This window comes from Novosphingobium mangrovi (genome assembly GCF_022818885.1).
GTDB classification, from domain to species: Bacteria; Pseudomonadota; Alphaproteobacteria; order Sphingomonadales; family Sphingomonadaceae; genus Novosphingobium; species Novosphingobium mangrovi.
In genome coordinates, this window is the sequence record NZ_JALHAT010000010.1 from 115,536 (window position 1) to 137,978 (window position 22,443).

General features: G+C 66.9%; 22 protein-coding genes and 2 riboswitches. Of the genes, 7 read left to right on the forward strand and 15 right to left on the reverse strand.

Features of this window, described 5'->3' with window-relative positions; all coding sequences use genetic code 11:
- The first annotated feature begins 18 nt into the window (after positions 1–18).
- From MTR65_RS08285 to qhpE, 4 genes are all read left to right on the forward strand, one after another.
- A complete protein-coding gene (locus tag MTR65_RS08285) occupies positions 19–1,122 on the forward strand; it encodes a YncE family protein (RefSeq protein WP_243799038.1) in 1,104 nt (367 codons plus the stop codon).
- A gap of 86 nt (positions 1,123–1,208) precedes the next feature.
- Positions 1,209–2,219 (forward strand): hypothetical protein, encoded by a 1,011-nt coding sequence (locus MTR65_RS08290; RefSeq protein WP_243799041.1) that lies wholly within the window; start codon positions 1,209–1,211, stop codon positions 2,217–2,219.
- The gene (locus tag MTR65_RS08295) at positions 2,216–3,988 is read left to right on the forward strand and encodes an ABC transporter ATP-binding protein (protein ID WP_327194326.1); all 1,773 of its coding nucleotides are present in this window, start codon (positions 2,216–2,218) and stop codon (positions 3,986–3,988) included. Before MTR65_RS08290 ends, MTR65_RS08295 begins: the two co-directional genes overlap by 4 nt.
- Complete coding sequence (qhpE, locus tag MTR65_RS08300) at positions 3,988–4,746, forward strand: subtilisin-like serine protease QhpE (RefSeq protein ID WP_243799043.1); 759 nt, start codon at positions 3,988–3,990, stop codon at positions 4,744–4,746. Before MTR65_RS08295 ends, qhpE begins: the two co-directional genes overlap by 1 nt.
- Here the strand turns inward: qhpE and MTR65_RS08305 are convergent.
- The 11 genes from MTR65_RS08305 to MTR65_RS08355 are packed head-to-tail and all read right to left on the reverse strand — an operon-like array spanning position 4,743 to position 14,788.
- Positions 4,743–5,441 (reverse strand): SDR family NAD(P)-dependent oxidoreductase, encoded by a 699-nt coding sequence (locus MTR65_RS08305; protein ID WP_243799046.1) that lies wholly within the window; start codon positions 5,439–5,441, stop codon positions 4,743–4,745. The genes qhpE and MTR65_RS08305 overlap by 4 nt on opposite strands.
- A complete protein-coding gene (gene yaaA / locus MTR65_RS08310; protein WP_226637497.1) occupies positions 5,438–6,190 on the reverse strand; it encodes a peroxide stress protein YaaA in 753 nt (250 codons plus the stop codon). Before yaaA ends, MTR65_RS08305 begins: the two co-directional genes overlap by 4 nt.
- A gap of 45 nt (positions 6,191–6,235) precedes the next feature.
- Complete coding sequence (gene cobU, locus MTR65_RS08315) at positions 6,236–6,766, reverse strand: bifunctional adenosylcobinamide kinase/adenosylcobinamide-phosphate guanylyltransferase (protein WP_243799049.1); 531 nt, start codon at positions 6,764–6,766, stop codon at positions 6,236–6,238.
- Entirely contained in the window at positions 6,763–8,223 is a 1,461-nt protein-coding gene (locus tag MTR65_RS08320; RefSeq protein ID WP_243799051.1) for a cobyric acid synthase, read from the reverse strand. Before MTR65_RS08320 ends, cobU begins: the two co-directional genes overlap by 4 nt.
- Positions 8,211–9,164, reverse strand: coding sequence for an adenosylcobinamide-phosphate synthase CbiB (gene cbiB / locus MTR65_RS08325; RefSeq protein WP_243799053.1), 954 nt, complete (start codon positions 9,162–9,164; stop codon positions 8,211–8,213). The genes MTR65_RS08320 and cbiB overlap by 13 nt, the downstream gene beginning before the upstream one ends.
- Positions 9,157–10,137: an aminotransferase class I/II-fold pyridoxal phosphate-dependent enzyme gene (locus MTR65_RS08330; RefSeq protein WP_243799055.1), complete on the reverse strand. Its 981-nt coding sequence runs from the start codon at positions 10,135–10,137 to the stop codon at positions 9,157–9,159. The genes cbiB and MTR65_RS08330 overlap by 8 nt, the downstream gene beginning before the upstream one ends.
- Entirely contained in the window at positions 10,134–10,847 is a 714-nt protein-coding gene (locus tag MTR65_RS08335; RefSeq protein ID WP_243799058.1) for an adenosylcobinamide-GDP ribazoletransferase, read from the reverse strand. The genes MTR65_RS08330 and MTR65_RS08335 overlap by 4 nt, the downstream gene beginning before the upstream one ends.
- Entirely contained in the window at positions 10,844–11,425 is a 582-nt protein-coding gene (locus MTR65_RS08340; protein ID WP_243799060.1) for a histidine phosphatase family protein, read from the reverse strand. Before MTR65_RS08340 ends, MTR65_RS08335 begins: the two co-directional genes overlap by 4 nt.
- Complete coding sequence (cobT, locus tag MTR65_RS08345; RefSeq protein ID WP_243799062.1) at positions 11,422–12,441, reverse strand: nicotinate-nucleotide--dimethylbenzimidazole phosphoribosyltransferase; 1,020 nt, start codon at positions 12,439–12,441, stop codon at positions 11,422–11,424. The genes MTR65_RS08340 and cobT overlap by 4 nt, the downstream gene beginning before the upstream one ends.
- Positions 12,438–12,857: a DUF1636 domain-containing protein gene (locus tag MTR65_RS08350; RefSeq protein WP_243799064.1), complete on the reverse strand. Its 420-nt coding sequence runs from the start codon at positions 12,855–12,857 to the stop codon at positions 12,438–12,440. Before MTR65_RS08350 ends, cobT begins: the two co-directional genes overlap by 4 nt.
- Positions 12,857–14,788 carry a TonB-dependent receptor plug domain-containing protein gene (locus MTR65_RS08355; protein WP_243799067.1) on the reverse strand — a complete coding sequence of 644 codons (1,932 nt, stop codon included), beginning with the start codon at positions 14,786–14,788 and terminating at the stop codon, positions 12,857–12,859. The genes MTR65_RS08350 and MTR65_RS08355 overlap by 1 nt, the downstream gene beginning before the upstream one ends.
- A 223-nt stretch (positions 14,789–15,011) precedes the next feature.
- Positions 15,012–15,199, reverse strand: a riboswitch (cobalamin riboswitch).
- A 62-nt stretch (positions 15,200–15,261) separates the two neighbouring features.
- A riboswitch (cobalamin riboswitch) is annotated at positions 15,262–15,467 on the forward strand.
- 230 nt (positions 15,468–15,697) lie between these two features.
- Here MTR65_RS08355 and MTR65_RS08360 point away from each other — a divergent pair.
- Genes MTR65_RS08360 through MTR65_RS08370 form a run of 3 tightly spaced genes read left to right on the forward strand, consistent with a single transcriptional unit; the run spans position 15,698 to position 18,284 of the window.
- The gene (locus MTR65_RS08360) at positions 15,698–16,282 is read left to right on the forward strand and encodes a hypothetical protein (protein ID WP_243799069.1); all 585 of its coding nucleotides are present in this window, start codon (positions 15,698–15,700) and stop codon (positions 16,280–16,282) included.
- Positions 16,279–16,908, forward strand: coding sequence for a cob(I)yrinic acid a,c-diamide adenosyltransferase (gene cobO, locus MTR65_RS08365; protein WP_243799071.1), 630 nt, complete (start codon positions 16,279–16,281; stop codon positions 16,906–16,908). Before MTR65_RS08360 ends, cobO begins: the two co-directional genes overlap by 4 nt.
- Positions 16,905–18,284: a cobyrinic acid a,c-diamide synthase CobB gene (locus MTR65_RS08370; RefSeq protein WP_243799073.1), complete on the forward strand. Its 1,380-nt coding sequence runs from the start codon at positions 16,905–16,907 to the stop codon at positions 18,282–18,284. The genes cobO and MTR65_RS08370 overlap by 4 nt, the downstream gene beginning before the upstream one ends.
- A gap of 15 nt (positions 18,285–18,299) precedes the next feature.
- On the opposite strand, the gene MTR65_RS08375 is transcribed toward MTR65_RS08370, so the two are convergent.
- The 4 genes from MTR65_RS08375 to MTR65_RS08390 all read right to left on the reverse strand — a co-directional run bounded on the left by MTR65_RS08375 (position 18,300) and on the right by MTR65_RS08390 (position 22,411).
- Positions 18,300–18,827: a LuxR C-terminal-related transcriptional regulator gene (locus MTR65_RS08375; RefSeq protein WP_243799076.1), complete on the reverse strand. Its 528-nt coding sequence runs from the start codon at positions 18,825–18,827 to the stop codon at positions 18,300–18,302.
- A 668-nt stretch (positions 18,828–19,495) separates the two neighbouring features.
- A complete protein-coding gene (locus MTR65_RS08380) occupies positions 19,496–20,185 on the reverse strand; it encodes a PIG-L deacetylase family protein (protein WP_243799078.1) in 690 nt (229 codons plus the stop codon).
- 3 nt (positions 20,186–20,188) lie between these two features.
- On the reverse strand, positions 20,189–21,100 hold the full coding sequence (locus MTR65_RS08385; protein ID WP_243799082.1) for a methionyl-tRNA formyltransferase: 912 nt from the start codon (positions 21,098–21,100) through the stop codon (positions 20,189–20,191).
- Between the two features lie 48 nt (positions 21,101–21,148).
- Entirely contained in the window at positions 21,149–22,411 is a 1,263-nt protein-coding gene (locus MTR65_RS08390) for a glycosyltransferase family 4 protein (RefSeq protein ID WP_243799084.1), read from the reverse strand.
- Positions 22,412–22,443: the final 32 nt, after the last annotated feature.

A 22,443-nucleotide genomic window follows, 5' to 3' on the forward strand; every position in this document is an offset into this window, starting at 1 on the left:
GAGAAAGAGGCAGCCTTCATGAAATCGCTTCGTCATGCCTTTGCCGGCAGCGCCAGCGCCGCCCTTGGTGCCGCCCTGGCCTTCGCCCAGCCCGCCGCTGCCGACACCATCGTCATCGGCGGCTATCCCGACCAGGTGCAGTTCATCGACGACACCAGCGGCAAGGTCACCGACCTCGTCACGCTGGAGACGGGCCTTCCCGACAACCTGCAGCTCTCGCAGGATCGCTCGAAGCTCTATGTCACCACCCTCACCCGTACAGGGATCGAGGTGATCGACACGAAGACCCGCAAGGTCCTCAACCACTTCGAGCTCAACACGCCGAGCACGCGCTACCGCTTCAAGGGCGGTGTGCCCGATCCCACAGGGCGCTATTTCTACGCCATTGGCCAGCGCTTCGACAAGGAAGTGGACCTCTTCCGGGTCAGCAAGTTCCAGTACTACACCATCGACCTGAAGAGCGGCGAGGTCGTGCGCGCAGTCGATTTCGCCGAGGAAGACAACGGTCCGGGCTGGGCGGCCAGCATGGCGATCTCTCCCGACGGCAAGACGCTTTACGTCTTTGGCGACAAGGTCCGCGTGCTCGACACCAAGGACTTCTCGGTGCTGGAGCGCATCGACCTTGCCAAGCCCCAGTCTTCCGCGCTCCAGGACGTGAGCTTTGGCGGCACGCTCAATTCGCGCCAGGATCCGGGCACCTATGTCTCGCTCTTCAACGGCGAGGATCCCTACATCCACAACAAGGTCTTCGGCATCGCCCGCTTCGACCTGACGCAGCGAAGCTTCACCTTCGATCCCATCGGACCCGCGCCCGATCGCCTCGAAGGCCTCCAGGTCACGCCCGATGGCAAGGACGGCTACACCGTCGCGGTCATGGATGACCTGGGCGACCAGCGCTGCGAGTTCTGGCACTTCGACCTCGAAACCAACACCGCGGTCGGCAAGGCCGAATTCGAATGCCGTCGCCGCTTCTATTTCGCCATGTCGGCCGACGGCAAGAAGCTCTACATCTACGGCGCGGGCTACGACATCGCCGTCTACGATGCCGCCACGCTCAAGCTCGAGGCCGACTGGGAGGTGCGCAACGACATCACCATGGCGGGCCTGCTGCACCTGCCGTGAACCAAACTCTGCGCCGCTATGCCGCGGGTCGCCGCGACACGTCTCTGCACGCGGAGACGGCGCCTTCCTCGAAGATCGCTCCAATCTTGATCCGCGGGGGAGGCGTGGCGGCGCACTGCTGCGCAGGGCTTCTGCGCCAGGCGGGACTTGCAGCCATGCATCCGCCTGCGCGCCCTTCCTCTACGCCCGCGATCCTGCTGGGCGCGGTTGCGGTCAAGCTCCTGCGCGACTGCCTGGAAGCCCCCGACCTTCTGGCGAATGCCCGTCACATCCGGCGCCGCATCGTCGTCTGGGGCGGCTCCGAGCCGACCGTCCTGCCTCACGATGCCGTTGTTCTTTCGGGCGGCGACCTGCATGCGGCGATGGAGCACGAGCGCACTTCCCGGCCCGGCGGGGCCTTACTTCCCCGTGTTTTTGGCATCCACACCGAAGCTCCCTTCCCACCTGAGGAGACACGTCACTTCGGCGCGCGTCCAGCCAGCGCCGAGGCCGTTGCCCTCCTCCATGCCGACGACGAAGAGGCCTGCTGGGTGGAAGCTGTGGCACAGGGCTGGCTCTTCATGATCCCCTCGGGCCACAGGGCCGCCTGGCTGCTGGGCGTCGGCGCCGAGATCCCCGAGTTGCTCGCGCTCAGCCGCCACATCGCCCCGCGCATGGAACGCGGCGAAGCGGCGCCTTCCGCCCGCTTCGAGACGGCCCCGCGCATGTTGACCCGCCTTTCCGGGCCCGACTGGCTCGCCTGCGGGACGGACGCGCTCGCCTTCGATCCGCTGTGCGGTGATGGCACCGCGCAGGCCGCGCGCGAGGCGAGCCTTGCCGCCGCCACGCTCCACGCCATTGCGGATACGGACGGTAGCCAAGAGGCCGTGCGCCCCTATCTTGACCACTACCATTCGATGCTACTGGCCGGCATGCGGCGCCACTTGCGCCAATGCGGGCAATTCTACGCAACCGGCGCGGACAGCCCCTGGTGGCGCGCACAACTGGACGCCACGCGCGAGGGCTTCGACTGGTGCAGCGCGCAGCTGGCGACTTTCCCCGAACCGCGCTACCGTCTCGACGGATTGACCCTGACAGCGCTCGGGAACCCACAATGAGCCGCCCGTCCCTCAAAGCTGCCCCCATGCCCCAGCGCCCGATCGGCCCGCCCGGACCTGCGCGCGAGCCGGACCGGATTGCCGATTGGGGCAGCTACGCGCGCCTCCTGCCCTACCTGCGCCCCTATATCGGACGCCTGACGCTGGTTCTCCTCGTCAGCCTGGTCTCGACCGCACTTGGCCTTGCCCAGCCCTATCTCTCCAAGATGCTGATCGACAACGCGCTGCTGCCGCGCGACATGGGGGCGCTCGTTGCCATCGGGCTCGCCATGATCGGTGTCACCATCGGCAACTACGCGCTCAATATCCTGGCGAGCTACCGCTACATCTCGACCTCGGCGGACATGCTCTTCGATATCCGCGTCGCGCTCCTGCGCCATCTCCAGACGCTTTCGCCGCGCTTCTACAGCCGCTTTCGGCTGGGCGACCTCATGTCGCGCATCAACAGCGATGTCAGCGACATCCAGCGCGTCACCGCCGACACCATGCTCTCGGTCCTCAGCAACCTCCTGATGCTGGCAGGCGGGGTGGCGATCATGTTGTGGCTCGACTGGAAGCTGTTCCTGCTCGCCATTGTCCTGCTGCCCGCGTGTGTCGGTCTCTTCGTAGTTTTCCAGCGGAAGCTCGACCGCCTCACTCGCACCATGCGCGAGCGCGGCGCGGACCTCGGCAGTCTGCTCGTCGACACGATCATGGGCATGCGCGTCGTCTCCTCGCTCAACGCCGCCGCGCATGAGACCGAGCGCTTTCGCACCCGCAATTCCGCCTTTGTCGAGGCCATGCTGCGCATGCAGGTCGCCTCGTTCATGGCCGGAGCCGTGCCCGGCACGCTGCTCGCCGTCACCACCTCCGGGGTGATACTCTACGGCGGCTACCAGATCATCGAGGGGACCATGTCGATCGGCACGCTGGTCGCCTTCATGGCCTACCAGTCGCGCCTGTTTTCCCCCATCCAGGTGCTGATGGGCCTCGTCTCCGGGCTCAGTTCCGCGCGTGTCTCGCTCGCGCGCATATTCGAGCTTTTCGACACGCAGGCCGAAGTCCACGAAAGTGCCGACGCCCGCGCCTTCCCCGGCCTTGCCGAGGCGATCCGTTTCGAGGATGTCGTCCTTGCCCATGACGGCCGCGCAGTCCTCAAGGGCTTCACGCTGGAGATCCCCCGTGGCAGCTTCTGCGCGGTGCTGGGGCCGAGCGGCGTGGGCAAGTCGACGCTTGCCGATCTTCTCGTACGCTACCTCGATCCGGACGCGGGGCGCATCCTGTTCGATCAGGCGCCGCTGTCTGCCTTTACGCTGGGGTCCCTGCGCGAGAAGGTGATCCTGCTGGACCAGACGCCCTATCTCTTCAACGACACCATCGGCGCCAACATCGCCTTCGCGCGCCCCGAAGCCAGCGAAGAGGCGATCCGCGCCGCCGCGCACCAGGCTGGCCTCGATCCCCTGCTCGAGCGCCTGCCACAGGGCTTGGCGACGCCTGCGGGCGAGCGCGGCCTTGCCCTGTCCGCCGGCGAGCGTCAGCGCATTGCGCTGGCCCGCGTGCTGCTGCGCCGCCCCGAGGTCCTGATCCTCGATGAACCCACTTCCGCGCTTGATCCCGAGACAGAGCGCCACATCGCGCAGACCTTGCGCGAGTTCCTCCCCGAGGCAACGATCATCGCCATCACCCACCGCCCCGCGCTTGCCGAGGTCGCCGACCGCATCATCACCATCGAGGAGGGGCGTGCGTACGTCCGCACGCCCGACACCCTCGCGCCGCTGGTCGACGCCTGATGGGTCCCGATAGGCCCCTGCCCCCGCTCTTTCCCGGACGTGATGGGAAGGGCGTGCGCATTGCGGTGATCGACAGCGGCGTCCACCCGGCGCACGACCACATCGATGCCGCCCGCATCGCGCCAGGCGTTCGGATCGACCGCGAAGGCCAGTGCCACGAAGGACCGGACGAAACGCTCGACCGGCTTGGCCATGGTACGGCGGTCACGGCCGCGATCCTCGAGAAGGCCCCCGGCGCGACCTGTATCCCCGTGCGTGTCTTTGCCGACAGCCTCGCCACCAACGCCCGCGCGCTTCTTGCCGCAATCCGCTGGGCCACGGCGCAGGACGTCGATGTCATCAACCTCAGCCTTGGCACGACCAACACGGCCCACACCGCGGTCTTCGCCGAGGCGGTTGCAGAGGCCGCTGCAAAGGGGATCGCGGTAATCGCCGCGCACGATGTGGACGGAACTGCATGTCTGCCCGGAAGCCTGCCTGGCGTGCTCGGGGTTACGCTCGACTGGGACTGTCCGCGGGAACGCTACTATGTGCCCGCCCACGTCCCCGGCGCGCTATGCGCCTCGGGCTATCCGCGCGCGATTCCGGGCGTTGCGCCCCGGCGTAACCTATACGGCATCAGCTTCGCCGTTGCGCAGGTGACCGGCTTTGCCGCGTGCGCCCTGGAGGGCCGTGAAAGGCATGACGAAGGTGACCGAGCCGAGGCCCTGCACGCCGCGCTCGTCGCGGCGCTCGAGACCGCTCCGGCGCTGTCCTAGAACGCGATCTCGCGACCCTCGTAATCGAACAGCTTGCCGCTGTCGGGCACCTTCAGGTCCTCGATCACGTCGAGGAGCTGCAGCGCGGCGCGTTCGGGATCGAACAGGCGCCCTTCGGGCACATTACCCTGAAAGGGCTTGGAGAGCGGCGTATCGACCGTGCCCGGATGCAGCGCGACAACGACCGTACGCGACTTGCGCCGCGCCTCCTCGATGGCAAGATTGCGCACCATCATGTTGAGCGCGGCCTTGGACGCACGGTACCCGTGCCAGCCGCCCAGACCATTGTCACTGATCGAAGCGACCCGTGCCGAAAGCGCGGCAAAAACCGCGCGGTGGCCCTTGGGGATGAGCGGCAGGAAGTGCTTGGCGACCAGCACCGGACCGATCGCGTTGACGGCATAGGTCTTCGCCAGCCACTCGGGATCAAGATCGCGCAGCGCCTTTTCCGGTCCCTTGTCCCCTTCGTGGAGGAGCCCTGTCGCCACGATCACCAGCGATGGCGGCGAGCCCTTGGCCACGTGCGCCGCGGCCGCCTCGATGCTCGCCTCATCGGTAAGGTCGATATGCGCGTCACCCCTGCGCGAACGGGCGAACCCGTGGACGACCTCGAAGGCTCCTTCCTCGATCAGCGCCGCCTCGAAGGCCGCACCAATCCCGCCCGAGGCGCCGATGACGACCGCGCTCGAACTCATGCGCGCGAGAACATCCAGCGGTTCTCTTCGCTCTGTTCGGGCACGAAGCGATAGCCTTCGGCATCAAAGCCCTTCATGTCCTCGATCTCGGTGATGTGGTGCTCGCACATCCAGCGCGCCATCATGCCGCGCGCGCGCTTGGCGTTGAAGCTGATGAAGCGGGGACCGTTGGGACCCGGTTCGCGGAAATCGACATCCACGACGCGCAAGCCTTCGAGGCGTCCCTTGACCGAGGCGAAGTATTCCTGGCTCGCCAGATTGAGGATCGCGCCCGAACCCTCCTCGGCAACTTCGGCGCGCAGGAAGGCGGCGATACGGTCGTCCCACCAGTCGGTCAGGGCCTTCTTTCGCGGCGCCCAGCGCGTGCCCATTTCAAGGCGATAGGGGCGCATCGCATCAAGCGGACGCAGCAGGCCATAGAGACCAGAAAGAAGGCGGATGTGGTTCTGCGCGAAGGCAATGCCCTCCTCGTGCAGCGAGAAGGCGTCGAAGCCTGCATAGACGTCGCCCGCGAAGGCGAACAGCGCCTGGCGCTCGGGAAGCTCGGGAAAATCGCGGAAACGATCCGCGTTGAGCTTCGCCAGCTTGGGCGAGATGTGCATCAGCTCGGACAGCTTCTTCTGGCTGAGGTTCGAGGCCGATTTCGCCAGCCCCATCGCCTCCTCGGCGAAGTGCGGGGTGGTGAGGTCGAGCGGCGGGAGTTCACGCTCGAAGTCGAGCGTCTTGGCAGGGGACAGGAGCGCAATCATGGGAGGCTGGGTACCCATGACGAAGGGCAGCGTCAAACAGCGAGATCAGCCCCCTGCAAACTTGCCCTCGCCCTTGAGCGCAAGGGGCAGTCCCGCCGCCACGAAGACGACCTCGTCGACCTCCTCCGCGAGGCGCTGGTTGAGCCGTCCCGCCTCGTCACGAAAGCGGCGCGAGAGCGCGTTATCCGGTACGATGCCCATGCCGACTTCGTTGGCGACGAAGGCAATCGGCACCGGGCAGATTGCCAGCGCGGCCAGCAATTCTTCGGTGCGCGCAGCGACATCCTCGTCGGCCAGGATCAGGTTGGAAAGCCACAAGGTGAGGCAATCGACCAGCACCGCCTCGGCCTCCAGGCCTGCGCGCCCCAACGCTTCGGCCAGATCCAGCGGCGCCTCGATAGTCGTCCAGCGCGCGTCGCGGTCGGCCTGATGGCGGGCGATGCGCTCGTCCATCTCGGCATCGAAGGCCTGCGCGGTGGCGATGAAGGCGAGGCGTCCGGGCACGGCATCGATCCGCGCCTGCGCGTGGCGAGACTTACCCGAGCGCGCGCCACCTAGAACCAGCAGGCTCGTCATGCCGTCTTCTCGCGGGCAAGCGCAATAAGCGCGTCGATATCGAGGTGCGCCTCCAGCCCTTGCGCCAAGGCGTCGAGCGCAACGTCGACACGCGCGTCGTGATCCGCCCCCGAACTTGTAACGCCAATCCGCTCGAGCAGGGCGCGGCGCAACGGCCCGGCAGCGAGCAGGCCATGGCAGTAGGTCCCCATGACACGCCCGTCGCCCGACAGCGCCCCGTCCGGGCGATCGACGTCCAGTATGGCGAAAGGATGGGCCAGCGAGGCCCCGTGCGTTTCGCCCATGTGCATCTCGTAGCCGCGAAAGCCTTCGCCCAACGCCGTTCCGCGCACCTGCCGCAGGGCCTTGCGCGGACCGAGCACGGTCGAATGGTCCAGGAGCCCGAGCCCCGGCGTCTCGCCCGGCGGACCTTCAATCCCGTCAGGATCGGCGATGGTCCGCCCCAGCATCTGGAACCCTGCGCAGATCCCCAGTACGCGCCCGCCGCGCCGATGGTGGGCCAGGATATCGATGTCCCAGCCCTGCTGGCGTACGAAATCCATGTCGGCGCGCGTCGCCTTGGAGCCGGGCAGGACGATCAGGGCCGCCTCGGGCGGGATCGGCGTGCCGGGCGGGATCATCGCCAACTCGACATCCTCTTCGGCGCGCAGCGGATCAAGATCATCGAAGTTGGCAATGCGTGGCAGCATCGGACAGGCGATGAGCGTCTTGCCTTCGGAGCGGTCCTGACGTTTCTCCAGTATCACCGCGTCTTCGCTCGGCAAGTCGGCGACGGCGGAGAGCCAGGGAACGAGGCCAAAGCCGCGCCAGCCCGTGCGCTCCGCGATGGCCGTGTAGCCATCGGCAAAGAGCGCCGGATCGCCCCGGAACTTGTTGACGATGAAGCCCCGGATCATCGCCGCGTCCTCGGCCTCCAGTACGGCGCGGGTTCCCACCAGCGAGGCGATCACCCCGCCCCGGTCGATATCGCCCACCAGCACGACGGGCACATGCGCCGCGCGGGCAAAGCCCATGTTGGCAATGTCCCCGCTGCGCAGGTTGATCTCGGCGGGTGAGCCCGCGCCCTCGACCAGCACCACGTCGCAGCGCTCGGAGAGACGCTTCCAACTGGTCAGCACTTCACTCAGAAGATTGCGGCGTCCTTCCCGAAAATTGCCCGATCCCAGCGTGCCGCGCACCTCGCCATGCACGATCAGTTGCGAAGTGCGGTCGGCCTGGGGCTTCAGCAGCACCGGGTTCATGTCGGTGAGGAGCGGCGCGCGGGCTCCCAGCGCCTGAAGCGCCTGCGCCCGGCCGATCTCCCCCCCATCGACGGTAACCGCGGCGTTGTTCGACATGTTCTGCGGCTTGAACGGGAGGACCGACAGACCCCTGTTCGACAGCGCCCGGCACAGCCCTGCGACCAGCACCGACTTGCCGACATCCGAGCCGGTCCCCTGCAACATCACCCCAGCCATGCGCGGCCTCCTGTAGCAAGCGCGCAGACCAGCCAGGCCAGCAGGCAGGCGCGCAGATAGATGGTCTCGGCCCTGCGCATCGCCGGTGCATTGGCGATGCCCCCCTCGTCCCCGATCCAGGGCTTCTCGGTGCGGATGCCGTCGTAATGCAAGGGACCTGCGAGCCTCAGGCCCAGCGCGCCGGCCATCGCCGCCTCGCTCCAGCCCGCATTGGGCGAGGCATGGTGGGCATGGTCGCGCCACAGGATGCGCCAGCCTCCGCCGCCTGCAAGGCAGATGAGAACGCCGCTAAGGCGCGCAGGCAGGAAATTGGCGAGATCATCAATCCGCGCCGCCGCCCAACCGTAGGCGCGCAAGGGCTCTTCAGGGTGGCCGATCAGGCTGTCGGCGGTGTTGATCGCCTTGTAGACCCACAGGCCAGGAAGGCCCGCGAGGACGAACCAGAACAGCGGCGCAATCACCCCGTCGCAGAAACTTTCCGCGAGGCTTTCGATACCTGCGCGGGCTACGCCCGGCGCGTCCAGGTCCCGGGTATCGCGCCCGACGATGCGCCCCACGGCCATGCGAGCGGCGGGAAGGTCGCTCGCAGCCAAGGCGCGGCGCACGGGCACGACATGTTCGTACAGGCTGCGCTGGGCAAGCGCGGGCCAGGCCGCGAGTGCGACCACGAACCAACTCCAGGAGCCAGCAAGGCGGCCTGCGACGGTTTCCACACCCCAGGCCGCCCCTCCCACCATCACCGGGAGCACGATCATCGCAGCAACGCCCCGCAGGCGCCGCGCGGAGAACGAAAAGTTTGGCCGGTTCCAGCGACGCTCCAGGCCGCCGATTAACCGCGCGAAGGCCCCGACCGGATGACCGATCCGGCGGTAGAGCCCATCGGGCCAGCCGAGCGCGGCATCGAGCACCAGCGCGCCGAGGACAGCCAGGCCCTCAACCATCACAGGACCAGCGCGTGAGAGCCGCCTCCAGCCGGGCCAGTGCGCTATCATGTCCCGGCAGCCCGAAGCGCAGGAGCTGGGGATACCCCTCGAAAGGCCGGGTCAGGATATGCGCTCTGGCGAGTGTTTCGAAGAGCGAAGCGGCTCTGTTGGTGCGCACCAAGCGAAACAGTGGCGAAGCTCCCTGCGCCGCGAGGCCGTGACGCGCGAGCAACATATCAAGCGCTTGCGCACGGCGCTGTAAGCTCTGACGCGCCTGCCCGATCCAGTCGGTATCCGCGTAGGCGGTAAGGCCCAGATCAATGGCTGCACTCGACAGCGGCCAGTCTCCGTGCAGGCGGCGGAGGGCGTCGAGGATGGCCAGCGGCCCAAGCACGAAACCAAGGCGCAGCCCCGCCAGCCCGAAGAACTTGCCGAACGAGCGGGTCACGATCAAACGGCGCCCTTCGCGCACCTCACCCGCAACACTCACGTCCCTATGCGGGTCGGCGAAGGCTTCATCGACGACCAGCCAGCCGCCGTCCGCCTCCTGACGATCCAGCGCCGCCAGCACCTCGGTGCGCGTCTGCAAGGTACCGTCGGGGTTGTTGGGATTGGTGAGGACACGCACGGTCGGGCCCGGCGCACCGTTATCAGCGGAGCCGAACGCCTTGGTATAGGTGCTGTACGTGAGGGGGCCCGGCGCAAGCGGAAATTCCCGCAGTACCTCTCCCAGAGCGCGAAGGCCCGCTTCGCTTCCCGGCACCGCCGCGCACAATGCCGGATCGGCTCCGAAGTGGGACGCGGCCACCGCCTCTAGCCGGGCGAGCGCGGCCGGGTCGGGCAAGGCTCGCCAGTCAGGCACATAAGTCTGCGCCCCCGGCCAGGGCACAGGGTTGATGCCGGTGGAAAGGTCGAGCCAGTCTTCGGGCGCCCCACCGTAGCGCGCGCAGGCCGCCGAGAGGCGTCCGCCGTGGGCCACGAAGGCGCTCATGCCAGCACCACCAGTGCGGCCAGCGTCGCCGTCTCGACGAGCTCGATCCCTGCACCGTGCCCATCGCCCGAAATCCCGCCGATACAGCGCTTGAGCCAGAGCGCCCAGAGCGCGCTCGCCGGAAGTGCGGCCAGGAGAGCTGGCGCGAATACCGACGCACACACCGCGAGCAAGGCGCACCAGGCAAGGCACACCTGCCAGCTCGCACCGCTGCCAAAGCGCGTGCCCATCCCGGAATGGAGCGGGGGCAGCAGCAACGTCCAGGCGAGCGGTGCGATGCGCGCCGCCACGGGCACGAGCACCAGCGCCGGGAGGGGCACCATGCTGCACGCGAGGAAAAGGAGGACCAGCTTGGCCAGCAGTTGCAGGACGATGGCGACCACGCCGAAGCTGCCGATATGCGGGTCGGCAAGGACGGCGGACAGGCGCTCACGGTCCCCATGGGCCGCACCCGACGCATCGGCAATGTCCCCCAGACCATCGAGATGGAGCGCGCCGGTAATGCCGACCCAGACGAGGAGCCCGCTCAAGGCCGCAAGGGCTCCGCTATGGAGCCCCCCTGCCCAGACCGCCCCTGCAAGGCAGGCGCCGACCACGAGGCCCGCAATCGGAAACCAGCGGATCGCGCGGGCCATGTCATCGCTGGTGGCTCCCACGTCCGGCAGCGGCAGGCGCGTCATCAACTGGAGCGCAAGGATCGCTGCCTTCATGGGCCCGCATCCCCGGTTTCGAGCCCCACGATCTGCCCGGCAAGCGTGCTGCCCGGCCAGATCCGCAAGGTCAGGCGCGCCCGGTAGGGCAGATCGATGGCCCAGACGCCGTGATGGTCGAGCCCGGTCAGAACCGAGAGCGCGGCGCGCATTGCGCCTGCATGTGTCACCACCAGCGCGCCGTCCTCCAGAGCAGCCAGCCCCGTCCGAACGCGGGCGCAAAGCTGCGACCAGCGCTCGCCGCCGGAAGGAGGGTTTGCCTCGGGATCTTCCCAGAAGGCGGTCAGGGCCTCAACATCGATGGCCTCGGGCGCAAGGCCGTCCCATGCTCCGAAATCGAGCTCCCGCCAGCCCGGGCAGGTCTCCAGTTCCAGCCCCAGCCTCTTGGCCACTCGCTGTGCCGGAAGCATTGCGCGCGCAAGGTCCGAGCTCACCAGCCGCGTCGGCGCAAGCTCCTGCACGCGCTGTTGGAGCGCGGCGCAATCAACCACGGCGGGCGCCACGTCGCCATGCCCCCACAGCAGTCCCGGGCTCACCGGAGGGACGTGCCGGACAAGGTGGATCCGCCGCACGTTCATGCGCTCCCGGCGGCCACCTCGGCCTCGGCGAAGGTCGCCATCTCACCGTGCGCGGCAAGCGCGGCGCGCACCAGCGGCACCGCCACCGCCGCGCCCGAGCCCTCACCCAGCCGCATCTCCAGCGCGAGCAGCGGCTCCAGTCCGAGGTGGTCCAGCAAGCGCCCATGCGCCGCTTCAGCCGAACGGTGCGCGGCCAGGCAGTGGTCGGGAAAGTCCGAAAAAGCCGCAGCCAGCGGCGCGATTGATGCCGAGGCAATGAAGCCGTCGAGCAGCACGGGAATACGCTGCATGCGCGCGGCCAGCATGGCACCTGCCATCGCGGCGATTTCACGCCCGCCAAGGCGGCGCAGGGTCTCGAAGGGATCGGTGCAGGCCCCGGCATGGAGCGCCAGAGCGGCCTCGACCGCGGCGACCTTACGCGCAACACCTGCTGCATCGAGGCCAGTGCCGCGCCCGCACCAGTCGGCCGCCTCCCCATCGAACGCCATCGCCGCAAGCGCGGCGGCAGGGGTCGTGTTGGCGATGCCCATTTCGCCCACGAAAAGAAGCTGGGCCTCCTCCTTCAAGGCATTTGCGCCCGCGTTCAGCGCGGCCAGGCAGTCCGCCTCGTCCATGGCCGGTTCGCAGGCAATGTCGCCGGTCGGACGGTCGAGATCGAGCGCGACGATCGAAAGGTCCGCCCCGCACGCACCCGCAAGTGCGTTGATCGCCGCCCCGCCGCCCGCGAAATTGGCAACCATCTGCGCGGTCACCTCGACCGGGAAGGCGCTGACCCCGCGCGCCGCGACACCATGGTTTCCGGCGAAGACCACCGCCTGTACCGTGTCGAGCCGAGGGCGCTCGGCTCCTTGCCATCCGGCCATGAAGACTGCGATGTCCTCCAGCCGTCCCAGCGATCCTGTGGGCTTGGTCAGCTGGGCCTGTCGGGCGCGCGCGGCTGCGACAGCCCCGGCATCGGGCCCGGGCATCTCCGCGAGCGCGGCCAGAAAAACGTCGCGGTTCTCGAACAGGCTCATGTGCACAGGTATCCTTCGGGCGGGGTGCGGGTGATGAAGTGGCCCTTCACGCCGTCCGGCCAATGGGCGTAACGCACGACGCCCTCCTCGCTTTCGGCGTGCGCCGCTGCATAGGTCAGGATCGCGCGGGCGGCCTCGGCGTCGGCCGAGAAGTCGCCCAGCACGTAGCCGACCTTGCCGGGCGCGCGGATGTGGATGGTGCAGAAACGCTTGCAGGCAAAGAGGCAGGGCATGTCCTGGACCTCGACCCCGGCGAAGCCCTCCTCGGCGGCCTTCACCTCGCGCAAGGCCGCAGCGAGGCGCGCGCCGCCGCGCAGCCCCTCGCCGTCCTCGCGCGCCTCGGACGTATGACGGCAGGTCGAGCAGACCACCACCTGCGTCTTTCCCGCCCCATCTCCCTCCAGCGCGCGCAGCATCAGAAACGGCTCCGGATACCGGCGTAGACCGTGCGGCCCAGCATCCCGTAGCCGCTCGCGGTTTCGTAGCGCTCATTGCCGACATTCTCGACGCGGGCCTGGAAGGTAAGGCCAGGCGTGACCTCCATCTGCGCGCGCAGATCGACCAGCCAGTAATCGTCGAGCACGGTCGAACTGCTGGCGCTGGTGAAGGTCTTGCCCGAATAGCGCGCAGCCACACTGGCCCGAAGTCCTGCGATGTCTACACCTCCCTCGACATTGGCGGTATGGCGCGGCACGCGGGCGAGCTGGCGGCCATACGTCGAAGCCTCGGGCGTGCGGTCCTCGGCATTCGTCCAGGTGTAGTTGCCATCGGCGAAGAAGACGCCCAGGCGCGCCGTCGCGGCCAGCTCCAGTCCCTTGGCCTGTGCCTTGTCGACATTGGCGTAGTAGCCAAAGCGCGTGGTGTCGGTGCCCGGAATGTAGCAGACTTCGGGCTGGTCGGCGCCGCTCGGGCAATAGGCAAAGTTGATGAGGTTGGTCGTGCGCCGCTCGAACCAGGTGGCCGAGGCGCGCAGGATTTCGCCCAGCCCCTGCTCGATCCCGACTTCCCAGCCCTTGGCCTGCTCGGGCTCGAGATCGGCGACGCCGTAGGCCGAGAACATCTGGTACAGCGAAGGCGCCTTGTAGCCTTCAGAATAGTTCGCGCGCACCACGGTTACGCCATCGTTGGGCGAGTAGGCCGCGCCCGCGCTTGCCACCGTGTTGCCGCCAAAGCGCGACTGGTGATCGTAGCGCACGCCGCCATCGAGCGTGAGCCCCTCGAGCGGTGTCACGCGCAGCTGGCCGTAGAGGCTGTCGGTATCGACCGCGTGGCGCGTCAGCTCATAGGCCACGAGGTTGTTGCCCGGCGACGCGGTAGTCATGCGCTGCTCTTCGCGCTCGGCGCCGAAAAGGACCTGTACGGCCTCGTTCAGCGTGAAGGTGCCCTGGTATTCAAAGCGGCGCAGGCGGCCATGCGCGTCGAAGGTGATCTGGCGAATGTCACGCTCGGGATCGAAGTTCTCACGATCCGAGGTCGTCTGCGTCACCGCGAGCCGGTTGACGAGGCGCCCATCGAACAGGCCGAAGTTGAGCCCGGCATATCCCGACCATTCCTGCGTCGTGCCGAAGGCATAGGTATCGCCCGATGACCCGTCGAACTCCGAACGCGCATCCGACCAATAGCCGCGCAGGTCCAGCGAGACATCCGGGGCCAGCTTGAAGCGAGCCGAACCGCTCGCCGAGGTACGGCGGTAGCCATCGTCCTCGGTCCCGCTCGAACGGGCCGAGATGCCGTCGGTGCGGAAGGTGGAGCCCGCCACGCGCCAGTCGACAAGGTCGCTCGTGCCGCCCACGCCAGCGCGGGCCGAGACGGTCTGGTTCGAACCTGCCTCGGCGGCAAAGCTGCCTTCGAGCGGTTCGGACGCCTGCCGCGTGGTCACATTGACGACACCGCCGATCGCGTTGCTGCCCCATAGGATCGACTGCGGCCCGCGCAGGATCTCGATGCGCTCGGCATCGTCGAGGAACAGGTTGGAGACGTTGACGCCGCCCGCCGTCGAGGAGGGATCGGACAGGCGCATGCCGTCGATCACCATGACCGTGGTGCCATCGTCGGCGCCGCGAATGCGCAGGCTCGTGCTGGTGCCGTAGCCCCCGTTGCGCGAGATCGAGACACCGGGCGTACGCAGCAGGATATCGGTGACAGAGAAGGTCTGAGCCTGCGCGATAGCCTCTTCATCAAGCACGGTGACACTGGAGGAAACCCGTTCGGCCGCGACCGGCGTCCGAAGCGCGCTGACATAGATCGTGCCTGGAGGGGCTTCGTCCGCATGGGCGAAGGAAGGCGCGAGGACGGAAAGCGGAACAACGAGGGCCGAAACGCCGGCCAGATAAGGAAGCTTCAACACGGGCGGGACAATTCCCTTCATGCAAACAACGGTTTGCCCGCCGCTTGCGCTCCGTTGTGGCAAGGAACCGCCGTATCGCAGGTCTTCTGCTTGCGAGAAGAGCGCACGACCCGACGCCCCCTGCCCGGATCGCATCCGGCAAGGCGGTGGCTGTCGCTACGCGAGGGATGACCTTGACCAGTGACGGCGCGGCCCTCGAACACCCGGTGCACCCTGCCCGGATGAAGAACGACGGCGTCAGGCAGGTCTCCTGGCTCGCGGGTCAGGGCGCTCCGGCCGCCTTCTCAGGACACATGTCCCAATGGCAGATTGGCCGGATGGCTCGCCGCTTACAGTTGCAGGGGCAGCCCGGGTCTTGCACCCGGTTCCCTTTTGATCCCCTTGCGGGGAACCTGTCGCTTGGGCCCGCGAACTATAGCTCCGTTGCCCGCTGCGCAAGTGCAATATGCTTGCGGGAAAGGCCATGCTCGCCTAATCGTGGGGGCGCAACGGGTGCCCGAGAGGGCTTAATCGGGAAGTCCGGAAAGGTCGCCAGAGGGCGATCTGGGCCGGCACTGCTCCCGCAACTGTGACCGGGGAGCGCATCGCCAGGTGCCATTGGGAGGGATCTCCCGAGAAGGCGGCGAAGACGCGCTGTGAACCGGGAAGTCAGGAAACCGGCCCGATGCCGTCGTTCTTCGCGCGGGCGGGATGAACCGGGCGGACGAGGGCCTCGCACACTGCGGGGAGATCCCTTGGCGGACGACATTCGTGTGTCGCGTCGAAGGGAGCCTGTGATCCATGCCGTACTGCTGAACCTCCTTTTTTGGTCTCCAGCCAGGGCCCGTTCCGTGGGCTTCCCGTGGCCGTGCCCTCGTCCGGGCGCGCGCCGACGCACCTTTCCCCTTTTTCCGCAAGGAGATACCTCGCATGCACCGCTCGCCTGCCCTTTCCTCGTCCCGCTTCCAGTGGACGATCTTCGCCATCCTCGCCCCTGTCATGCTGCTGACCCGCTCGCACGCGCTCACCCACATGGAGCATGTGCCCAGCACCGCGCTCGCCAGCTTCTTCGTCCTTGGCTACTTCGTGCGCCGTGCGGCAGGCTTTGCGGGCCTGTTCGGCCTTGCCTATGCGATTGACGTCGTCTCGATGTCGGTGCTGGGGGTCTCGGACTTCTGCTACACGCCCGCTTACGCCATGCTGATCCCCGCCTACGCGGCGATGTGGATGGCCGGACGCTTTGCGGCCAACCTGCCCGAGCGCCTCTCCTCGCTTCCCATCATGGCCCTCCTCGTCGGCGGCGCAACGGTGGTCGCGCATCTGTGCTCAAGCGGCGGGTTCTACTTCCTGGGCGGGCGCTATCCCGACCCGACGCTGGCCGAATTCGCGCCCCGCTTCGCACGCTACTTCCCGCGCGCGCTGGTCGCCTCGCTGACCTGGAGCGGTATTGCCGCAGCCCTCTGGGCGCTGACGCTGAGCGCGCGCCCCGACCTGCGCCGCGGGGCCGCACGGTGAGCGACAGTCCCAGCGAAACCGCCACGCTGAGCGAGGAGGAGCGCCGCCACAAGGCACGCACCGCAAAGCACAAGAAGGTGGTCGACGCGCGGATCGCGGCGGCCAAAATCGACAAGGGCCTGGTGCTCGTCCTGACCGGCAACGGCAAGGGCAAGAGCTCCAGCGCCTTCGGCATGGTCGCACGCACGCTCGGCTATGGCCGCAAGGCCGCGGTGTTCCAGTTCATCAAGGGCAAGGAAGACGTGGGCGAACGCGCCTTCCTCTCGCGCCAGGAGGGCGTCACCTGGGAGAACTGCGGCGAGGGCTTCACCTGGGAAACCCAGAACCGCGCACGCGACATCGCCGCCGCGCGGGCGGGCTGGGAGAAGGCCAGGGCCGCGCTGGCCGATCCCGACATCTCTTTGGTCGTGCTGGATGAACTGACCTATCTCGTGACCTATCGCTACCTTGAACTGGACGAGATCCTGCCCGCGATCCGGGGCCGCCCCCCCATGCAGCACGTGGTGATCACCGGCCGCGCCGCGCACGAGGAACTGCTCGAACTGGCCGACACGGTCAGCGCCATCCGCGACGAAAAGCACGCCTTTCGCGCGGGCGTGCGCGCGCAGGTCGGGATCGACCTGTGAGCCCCTGCGGCCCCGCTTGTGATAGCGCGCAGTGCCCCGCCCTGCTCGTCTCCGCCCCGGCCTCGGGCCAGGGCAAGACACTGGTGACGGCCGCCCTCGCCCGCCGCCACCGGCGTGCCGGGCGGCGCGTGCGCGTGTTCAAGTGCGGGCCGGATTTCCTCGACCCGATGATCCTCGAACGCGCGAGCGGGGCGCCGGTCCACCAGCTCGACCTGTTCATGGTCGGAGAGGAGGAATGCCGACGCCTGCTGCACGAGGCCGCCAGAGACGCCGACGTGATCCTCGTCGAAGGGGTCATGGGCCTCTACGATGGAGACCCGAGCGCCGCCGACCTTGCCGCCCGCTTCGGCCTGCCGGTGCTGGCCGTGCTTGACGGGTCGGCGATGGCGCAAACCTTCGGCGCACTGGTGCTGGGGCTAGCGAGCTATCGCAGCGACACGCGCCTACTGGGCGTCCTTGCCAACCGGGTCGGCAGTGCGCGCCACGGTGAGATGCTCGAAGAGAGCCTGCCCGCAGGCATCGCCTGGCTGGGCGCGCTGGCGCGCGATCCCGACCTGGCCTTTCCCGAGCGTCACCTCGGCCTTCTCCAGGCCGACGAGATCGCCGATCTCGACGCGCGCCTTGACCGGGCCGCGACCAGCCTCCCGGACGGCGCCGACTGGCTACCCGAAGCCGTGACCTTCACGCCGCCCGCCCCGCGACCAGTCTCCGCGCGCGCATTGGAGGGGCACACGGTCGCCGTCGCCCGCGATGCCGCGTTCGGCTTCATCTACCCCGCCAACATTGCCTGCCTCGAAGCGCTCGGCGCACGGGTTTCCTATTTTTCGCCACTGGAGGACACAGCGCTTCCCGTCTGTGATGCGGTCTGGTTGCCGGGTGGATACCCCGAACTTCACGCCAAGCGCCTGTCCGCGAACACATCCCTGATCGCGGACCTCCGCCGCCACCACCATGCAGGCAAGCCCATCCTTGCCGAATGCGGCGGCATGCTCTTCTGCCTGGACACCCTCGCCCCGCGTGAAAGCGCACCTGTCGCGATGGCCGGACTGCTGCCCGGCCACGCAGCGCTGCAACCGCGCCTCGCCGCCCTTGGTCTTCAGGAGGTCACCCTCAAGGGCGGGAGCCTGCGCGGCCACACTTTCCATTACTCCACCATGGAAACGCCGCTGTCACCAATCGCGCAATCGCGCTCACCACGCGGCCGCGCCGGTGAAGGCGTGTTTGCCAGCAGCCGTCTCACCGCCACCTACATGCACCTCTATTTCGCATCCGCCCCGGAAGCGACGGCGCTCCTATTCCAGAAAAGCGCAACGCGCGCCGGTGCCGACAGTCCTGCCGACGGCACCGGTCGCACGCTGCAACCCGCAAGGGCCTGACGGCCTTGCGCCCCTTCAGTGCGCCATGGCCACCAGCGGCGGCGTCGCATCCTCGGACGGCACGACCTCGCCGGGCTCCGCATCGGCGAAGCGCCCATTGGCCAGGACGACCCCCTGGTTGACCGCCCAGATCGCGGCCTGGGTGCGGTTCTGGACCATGAGCTTGCGCAGGATCGCCTTGACGTGAACCTTCACGGTCGCCTCGCTGATATCGAGACGATAGGCGATCACCTTGTTGGGATAGCCCATCACCAGGCAGTGCAGCGTATCGATCTCGCGTTCGGACAACAGTTCGCCCAGCTCGACCTTGATCTCGGCCTCCCCCTCGATCAGCGGCCGCTTGTGCGCGAGATGTTCAAGCAGCGCCGTGGGCATGACCTTCTCCCCCTGGTGGACGAGACGCAGCGACCCCAGCAGCGGGTCCGAGGCGATCTCCTTGAGGAGGTAAGCATCGACACCGCGATTGAAGGCATCGACCATCTGACCGAAGTTGAAGCTGTCCACGAGCGCCGCGATGCGAAGACCGGGAAAGCGCTCCTTCAAGGGGTGAAGATTATCGATGTCGCCTTCCAGAACGGCGAGGTCGAGAATGACCAGATCGAGGTTCGACGCCTGTTCGTCGGACAGCGCATCCTGGCATGAGGAAAAGCATTTCGCACAAGCGAACTCGCTTCCCTCAAGTATCTTCCCAATACCTTCACGAATAAGTGAAGTAAAACCAATTATGGAAACATCCACTACGGAATCTAGAGATGTCATCGTCTTTCTCTCCCTAAGATGGAAATACGGACGACCCAAGACCGCACTTGAAAATTTTGCGCCTTCATAATCCATTCAAATCTTGAACAGACATGAAAATTACAAAACCAAGCAAGATTTGACGCACAAGAAGATAATATCTGCCCCTCCCCACATGTCTCTGTCCAAACGCAGAGACCTTGTCGAGGCAATCTGGGCGCATCACACGGCCAGCACAGATATTGTATATTATTTTTTACACTACGTCATCTTGCGACTGCACTTCATGAGAATAAGTAAACCACATAGTTAACAGCAAGTCGACCTATTTATACAACTGCCGTATAAATACGTAAAATACCTCAGATTCAGATGGGAATAGGATACCCTTTTGGAAATGTTTTGACACCCGAAGGAAACGACTCGGCGATTCGTCTGGGCTTCGCGTGCCCATCCGATTGCCCGCGCCTGACCTACAAACGTCCTTCAATCTGCCGCACGACAACAAACGCCTCCGCAGCCTGTGCAAAGACCGTCGAGCCCCGTACCACCGCCAGACTCTCGATCGTCTTGAGCGAACGCTCGTCCGGAAACGGCTTGAGCTGGCTTTCGAACAGGGCGAAGGCATCAAGCTTGCGCTGGAGCGTCGCGCCGATATCGATGTAGCAGTTCGGCACGAAGGCCGGCGTCACGGGCGCGGCCAGCCAGTTCGTCTCGGACAGGGTCTCGTAACACAGTATGCGCTTGGGGACGCCCGCGTTGCGTGGTCGCGCCGCGACCATCGCTCCCAGGAAGGCGATCTGGTGATCGAGATGGATGTCGCCGACGAAGGGCAGGAACAGGGTATCGGGGGCGACCTCCTCCACCACTTCGCCGATCGCCCGGTTGATCTGCCAGGCCGGAACCGTATCGAGCCGTGCAGCGGGAAAATCGAGACGGTGCACACGCGAAACACCAAGGTGCGCATGGGCCTGCTCCATTTCGGCCATGACGCGGGCAACCCCCTCCTCATCGAAGGCTGGAGGCCGGCCTCGCGTGACGAGGCACACCTCCACCTCGTGCCCCTCCTGAACGAGACGGGCCATGGTCCCGCCACACCCCAGTATCTCGTCGTCGGGGTGCGGTGCCACGACCAGAACCTTCCCGAAATGCGCAAGCGACATGATCTAGGCCTCCAGGATACCGTGCAACTTGGGAGGCGCGCCCCTCGCGCTTTCCCATTCGACGAGGTCGATCGGACCCGAGCCCGTCATGACCCGCAAGACCCCGTCCTCGATCCCGAGGACCTGCCCGGGCAAGGCGTGGTAGCGCCAGACGTCCGGGCACAGACGGGTGCTCCAGACGGTCAACCGGTGCGGTCCGTCCATGGCGAACGCCCCGGGATAGGGGCGTCCCACCGCGCGCACGAGCCGGTCGATCCGGGTGGCATCGGCGCGCCAGTCGATACGGCCATCGGCGGGGGTCCGCCGCGCCGCCCAGGTCGCAAGGCGCGCGTCCTGACGCTCGCGCGGCGCGGTGCCCGAGGCCAACTGCGCAAGGCATGTCCGCAGCATCGCGCGCAGAGCGTCCATGTGCTGGTCATAGAGCTGCTGCGCCGTCACGTCGGGCGCGACGTGAAAGAACTTCTGGGCCAGGATGTCACCATCATCGGTGCCCTCCCCGATCCAGAACAGACTGGACGCGGAGATCGGTTCGCCCAGAAGGATGGTCCAGGGTATTGCAGCCCGGCCGCGCAGGCGTGGCAGGGGCGCGGGATGATACCCGATCGTGCCCGAGGCCGCGATGGACAGGAACGCCTCTCCCACGATCTGCGACCAGCCCACGACGAAGACGTAGTCGGGTGCGGCAGCGCGAACCATCGTCAGGGTTTCTGCAGAATTCGTTTGCGCCGCATGCTCCAGCCGGGCTCCCAGATCCCCGGCAAGGGGAGCAAGGTCCACCAGATCGGAGTGCCGCCCATGAAGAGCTGGCGGCAGGGTTAGGACCAGCGGCACCTGCCAGCCGGGCGCCCCGAGCAATTCTTCCAGGAGCACCTGCGTGCTCCCTACGGCACCAACCACGACTGCCCGCACCCCCATCACCTCCTCCCGCTTTCCCTCTTCTCGCCGCGGCATCACCGCAGGAGATCAGTGCGCCACCTTGCGCGGCTCGCTCACCGTGTCCGGCTCGGACCGCACCGGCACGGGACCTGTCGCCCCCCCTGACGCAGCAGCATCGCAAATGCCCCTCCGTACTTCCGGCGCCTCCGGCTCGGCCCGCCAGGGCGCCTGCAGCAGATCCATTTCCTCGAGCAGCTGGTGGTTGACCTTGCGCACGTCGTAGACCTTCTCGGCCAGGTCACGTGCCCTTGCGCCCATGGTCGCGGCGCGCTCTGGCTCCTCAACGAAGCGCATCATGGCCGCGCGCAGCGCCTCGGCATCGCGGGGCTCAACGAGATAGCCGTTCTCGCCCTCCACGATCGGCTCGCGGCACCCGGGCATGTCGGTCGTGATCACCGCGCGTCCGGTGGCCATCGCCTCCAGGATAGTGCGCGGCAGGCCCTCACGGTAGAAGGAGGGCAGGACAAAGACCGAGGAGGCCTCGAGATAGGGCCGCACGTCCGAGCAGCCGGGAATGAAGGTCACCGGATACTGCCGGGCGAGCCGGGCGCATTCCTCCTCGTCGATACCGGTCGGATTGTTGCGCTCATAATGGCCCAGCACCCAGAATTCGCAGTCGCCATGGTCCGCCTTGATGCGGGCTGCGGCCTCGAGGAACTCGTAGACGCCCTTGTCGCGCATCAGCCGGCCGATGAGCAGAAAGCGCAGGCCCTGGCGTGGCAGCGGGGCCTGTACGAACCGCTCCAGATCGACGCCCGAACCCGGCACCTGGACGACATTGTGCCGGGGCGTGACGATGCCAAAGCGGATCATGTCGGCCCGGTCGTCACGGTTGAACACGAAGATCGCCCGTGCCCGGCGCACCGCCTCGCGGTAGAGCTTGCTTACCAGCTTGCGCAGTCCGACACGCGCGTGGCTGTCCTCGCTGAAGACATGTCCCAGCCCCGACATCAGCGCGTAGAAGCGCGGGACACACAGCAAGCGCGCCGCGATCCCACCGTAAATGATCGGTTTCTGGGTATAGGCCAGCACGAGATCCGGGCGCTCGCGCAGCATCAGCCGCACGTACTCGAACAGAAGGCCCAGATCGCGCAGGAAATTGGTTCCCGTGCGCTCCATCGCGACTTGGCGAAACCCGATCCCGGATGCATCCAGTTCACGTTCGACATCCTCGTTCCGGTCGGGCGCCACCGCCACGACCGTGTGTCCGTTGGCCACAAGTTCGCGCAACAAGGCGCCGCGAAAATTGGTCAGCGAATAGGCAAGACTGGAGAGAACAAGAACTTTCATAGCGCGGTTTGGCCCGTGATTGCGAGACGGCC

Excerpts from the sequence above, each read along its gene's own strand:
- MTR65_RS08385 (WP_243799082.1), bottom strand. The coding sequence starts at position 21,100 with ATGGGGGTGCGGGCAGTCGTGGTTGGTGCCGTAGGGAGCACGCAGGTG.
- MTR65_RS08340 (WP_243799060.1), bottom strand. The coding sequence starts at position 11,425 with ATGAACGTGCGGCGGATCCACCTTGTCCGGCACGTCCCTCCGGTGAGC.
- cobU (WP_243799049.1), bottom strand. The coding sequence starts at position 6,766 with ATGACGAGCCTGCTGGTTCTAGGTGGCGCGCGCTCGGGTAAGTCTCGC.
- MTR65_RS08380 (WP_243799078.1), bottom strand. The coding sequence starts at position 20,185 with ATGTCGCTTGCGCATTTCGGGAAGGTTCTGGTCGTGGCACCGCACCCC.
- cbiB (WP_243799053.1), bottom strand. The coding sequence starts at position 9,164 with ATGGTTGAGGGCCTGGCTGTCCTCGGCGCGCTGGTGCTCGATGCCGCG.
- qhpE (WP_243799043.1), top strand. The coding sequence starts at position 3,988 with ATGGGTCCCGATAGGCCCCTGCCCCCGCTCTTTCCCGGACGTGATGGG.
- yaaA (WP_226637497.1), bottom strand. The coding sequence starts at position 6,190 with ATGATTGCGCTCCTGTCCCCTGCCAAGACGCTCGACTTCGAGCGTGAA.
- MTR65_RS08390 (WP_243799084.1), bottom strand. The coding sequence starts at position 22,411 with ATGAAAGTTCTTGTTCTCTCCAGTCTTGCCTATTCGCTGACCAATTTT.
- MTR65_RS08360 (WP_243799069.1), top strand. The coding sequence starts at position 15,698 with ATGCACCGCTCGCCTGCCCTTTCCTCGTCCCGCTTCCAGTGGACGATC.
- MTR65_RS08330 (WP_243799055.1), bottom strand. The coding sequence starts at position 10,137 with ATGAGCGCCTTCGTGGCCCACGGCGGACGCCTCTCGGCGGCCTGCGCG.
- MTR65_RS08305 (WP_243799046.1), bottom strand. The coding sequence starts at position 5,441 with ATGAGTTCGAGCGCGGTCGTCATCGGCGCCTCGGGCGGGATTGGTGCG.
- MTR65_RS08320 (WP_243799051.1), bottom strand. The coding sequence starts at position 8,223 with ATGGCTGGGGTGATGTTGCAGGGGACCGGCTCGGATGTCGGCAAGTCG.
- MTR65_RS08335 (WP_243799058.1), bottom strand. The coding sequence starts at position 10,847 with ATGAAGGCAGCGATCCTTGCGCTCCAGTTGATGACGCGCCTGCCGCTG.
- MTR65_RS08350 (WP_243799064.1), bottom strand. The coding sequence starts at position 12,857 with ATGCTGCGCGCGCTGGAGGGAGATGGGGCGGGAAAGACGCAGGTGGTG.
- cobT (WP_243799062.1), bottom strand. The coding sequence starts at position 12,441 with ATGAGCCTGTTCGAGAACCGCGACGTTTTTCTGGCCGCGCTCGCGGAG.
- MTR65_RS08285 (WP_243799038.1), top strand. The coding sequence starts at position 19 with ATGAAATCGCTTCGTCATGCCTTTGCCGGCAGCGCCAGCGCCGCCCTT.
- MTR65_RS08295 (WP_327194326.1), top strand. The coding sequence starts at position 2,216 with ATGAGCCGCCCGTCCCTCAAAGCTGCCCCCATGCCCCAGCGCCCGATC.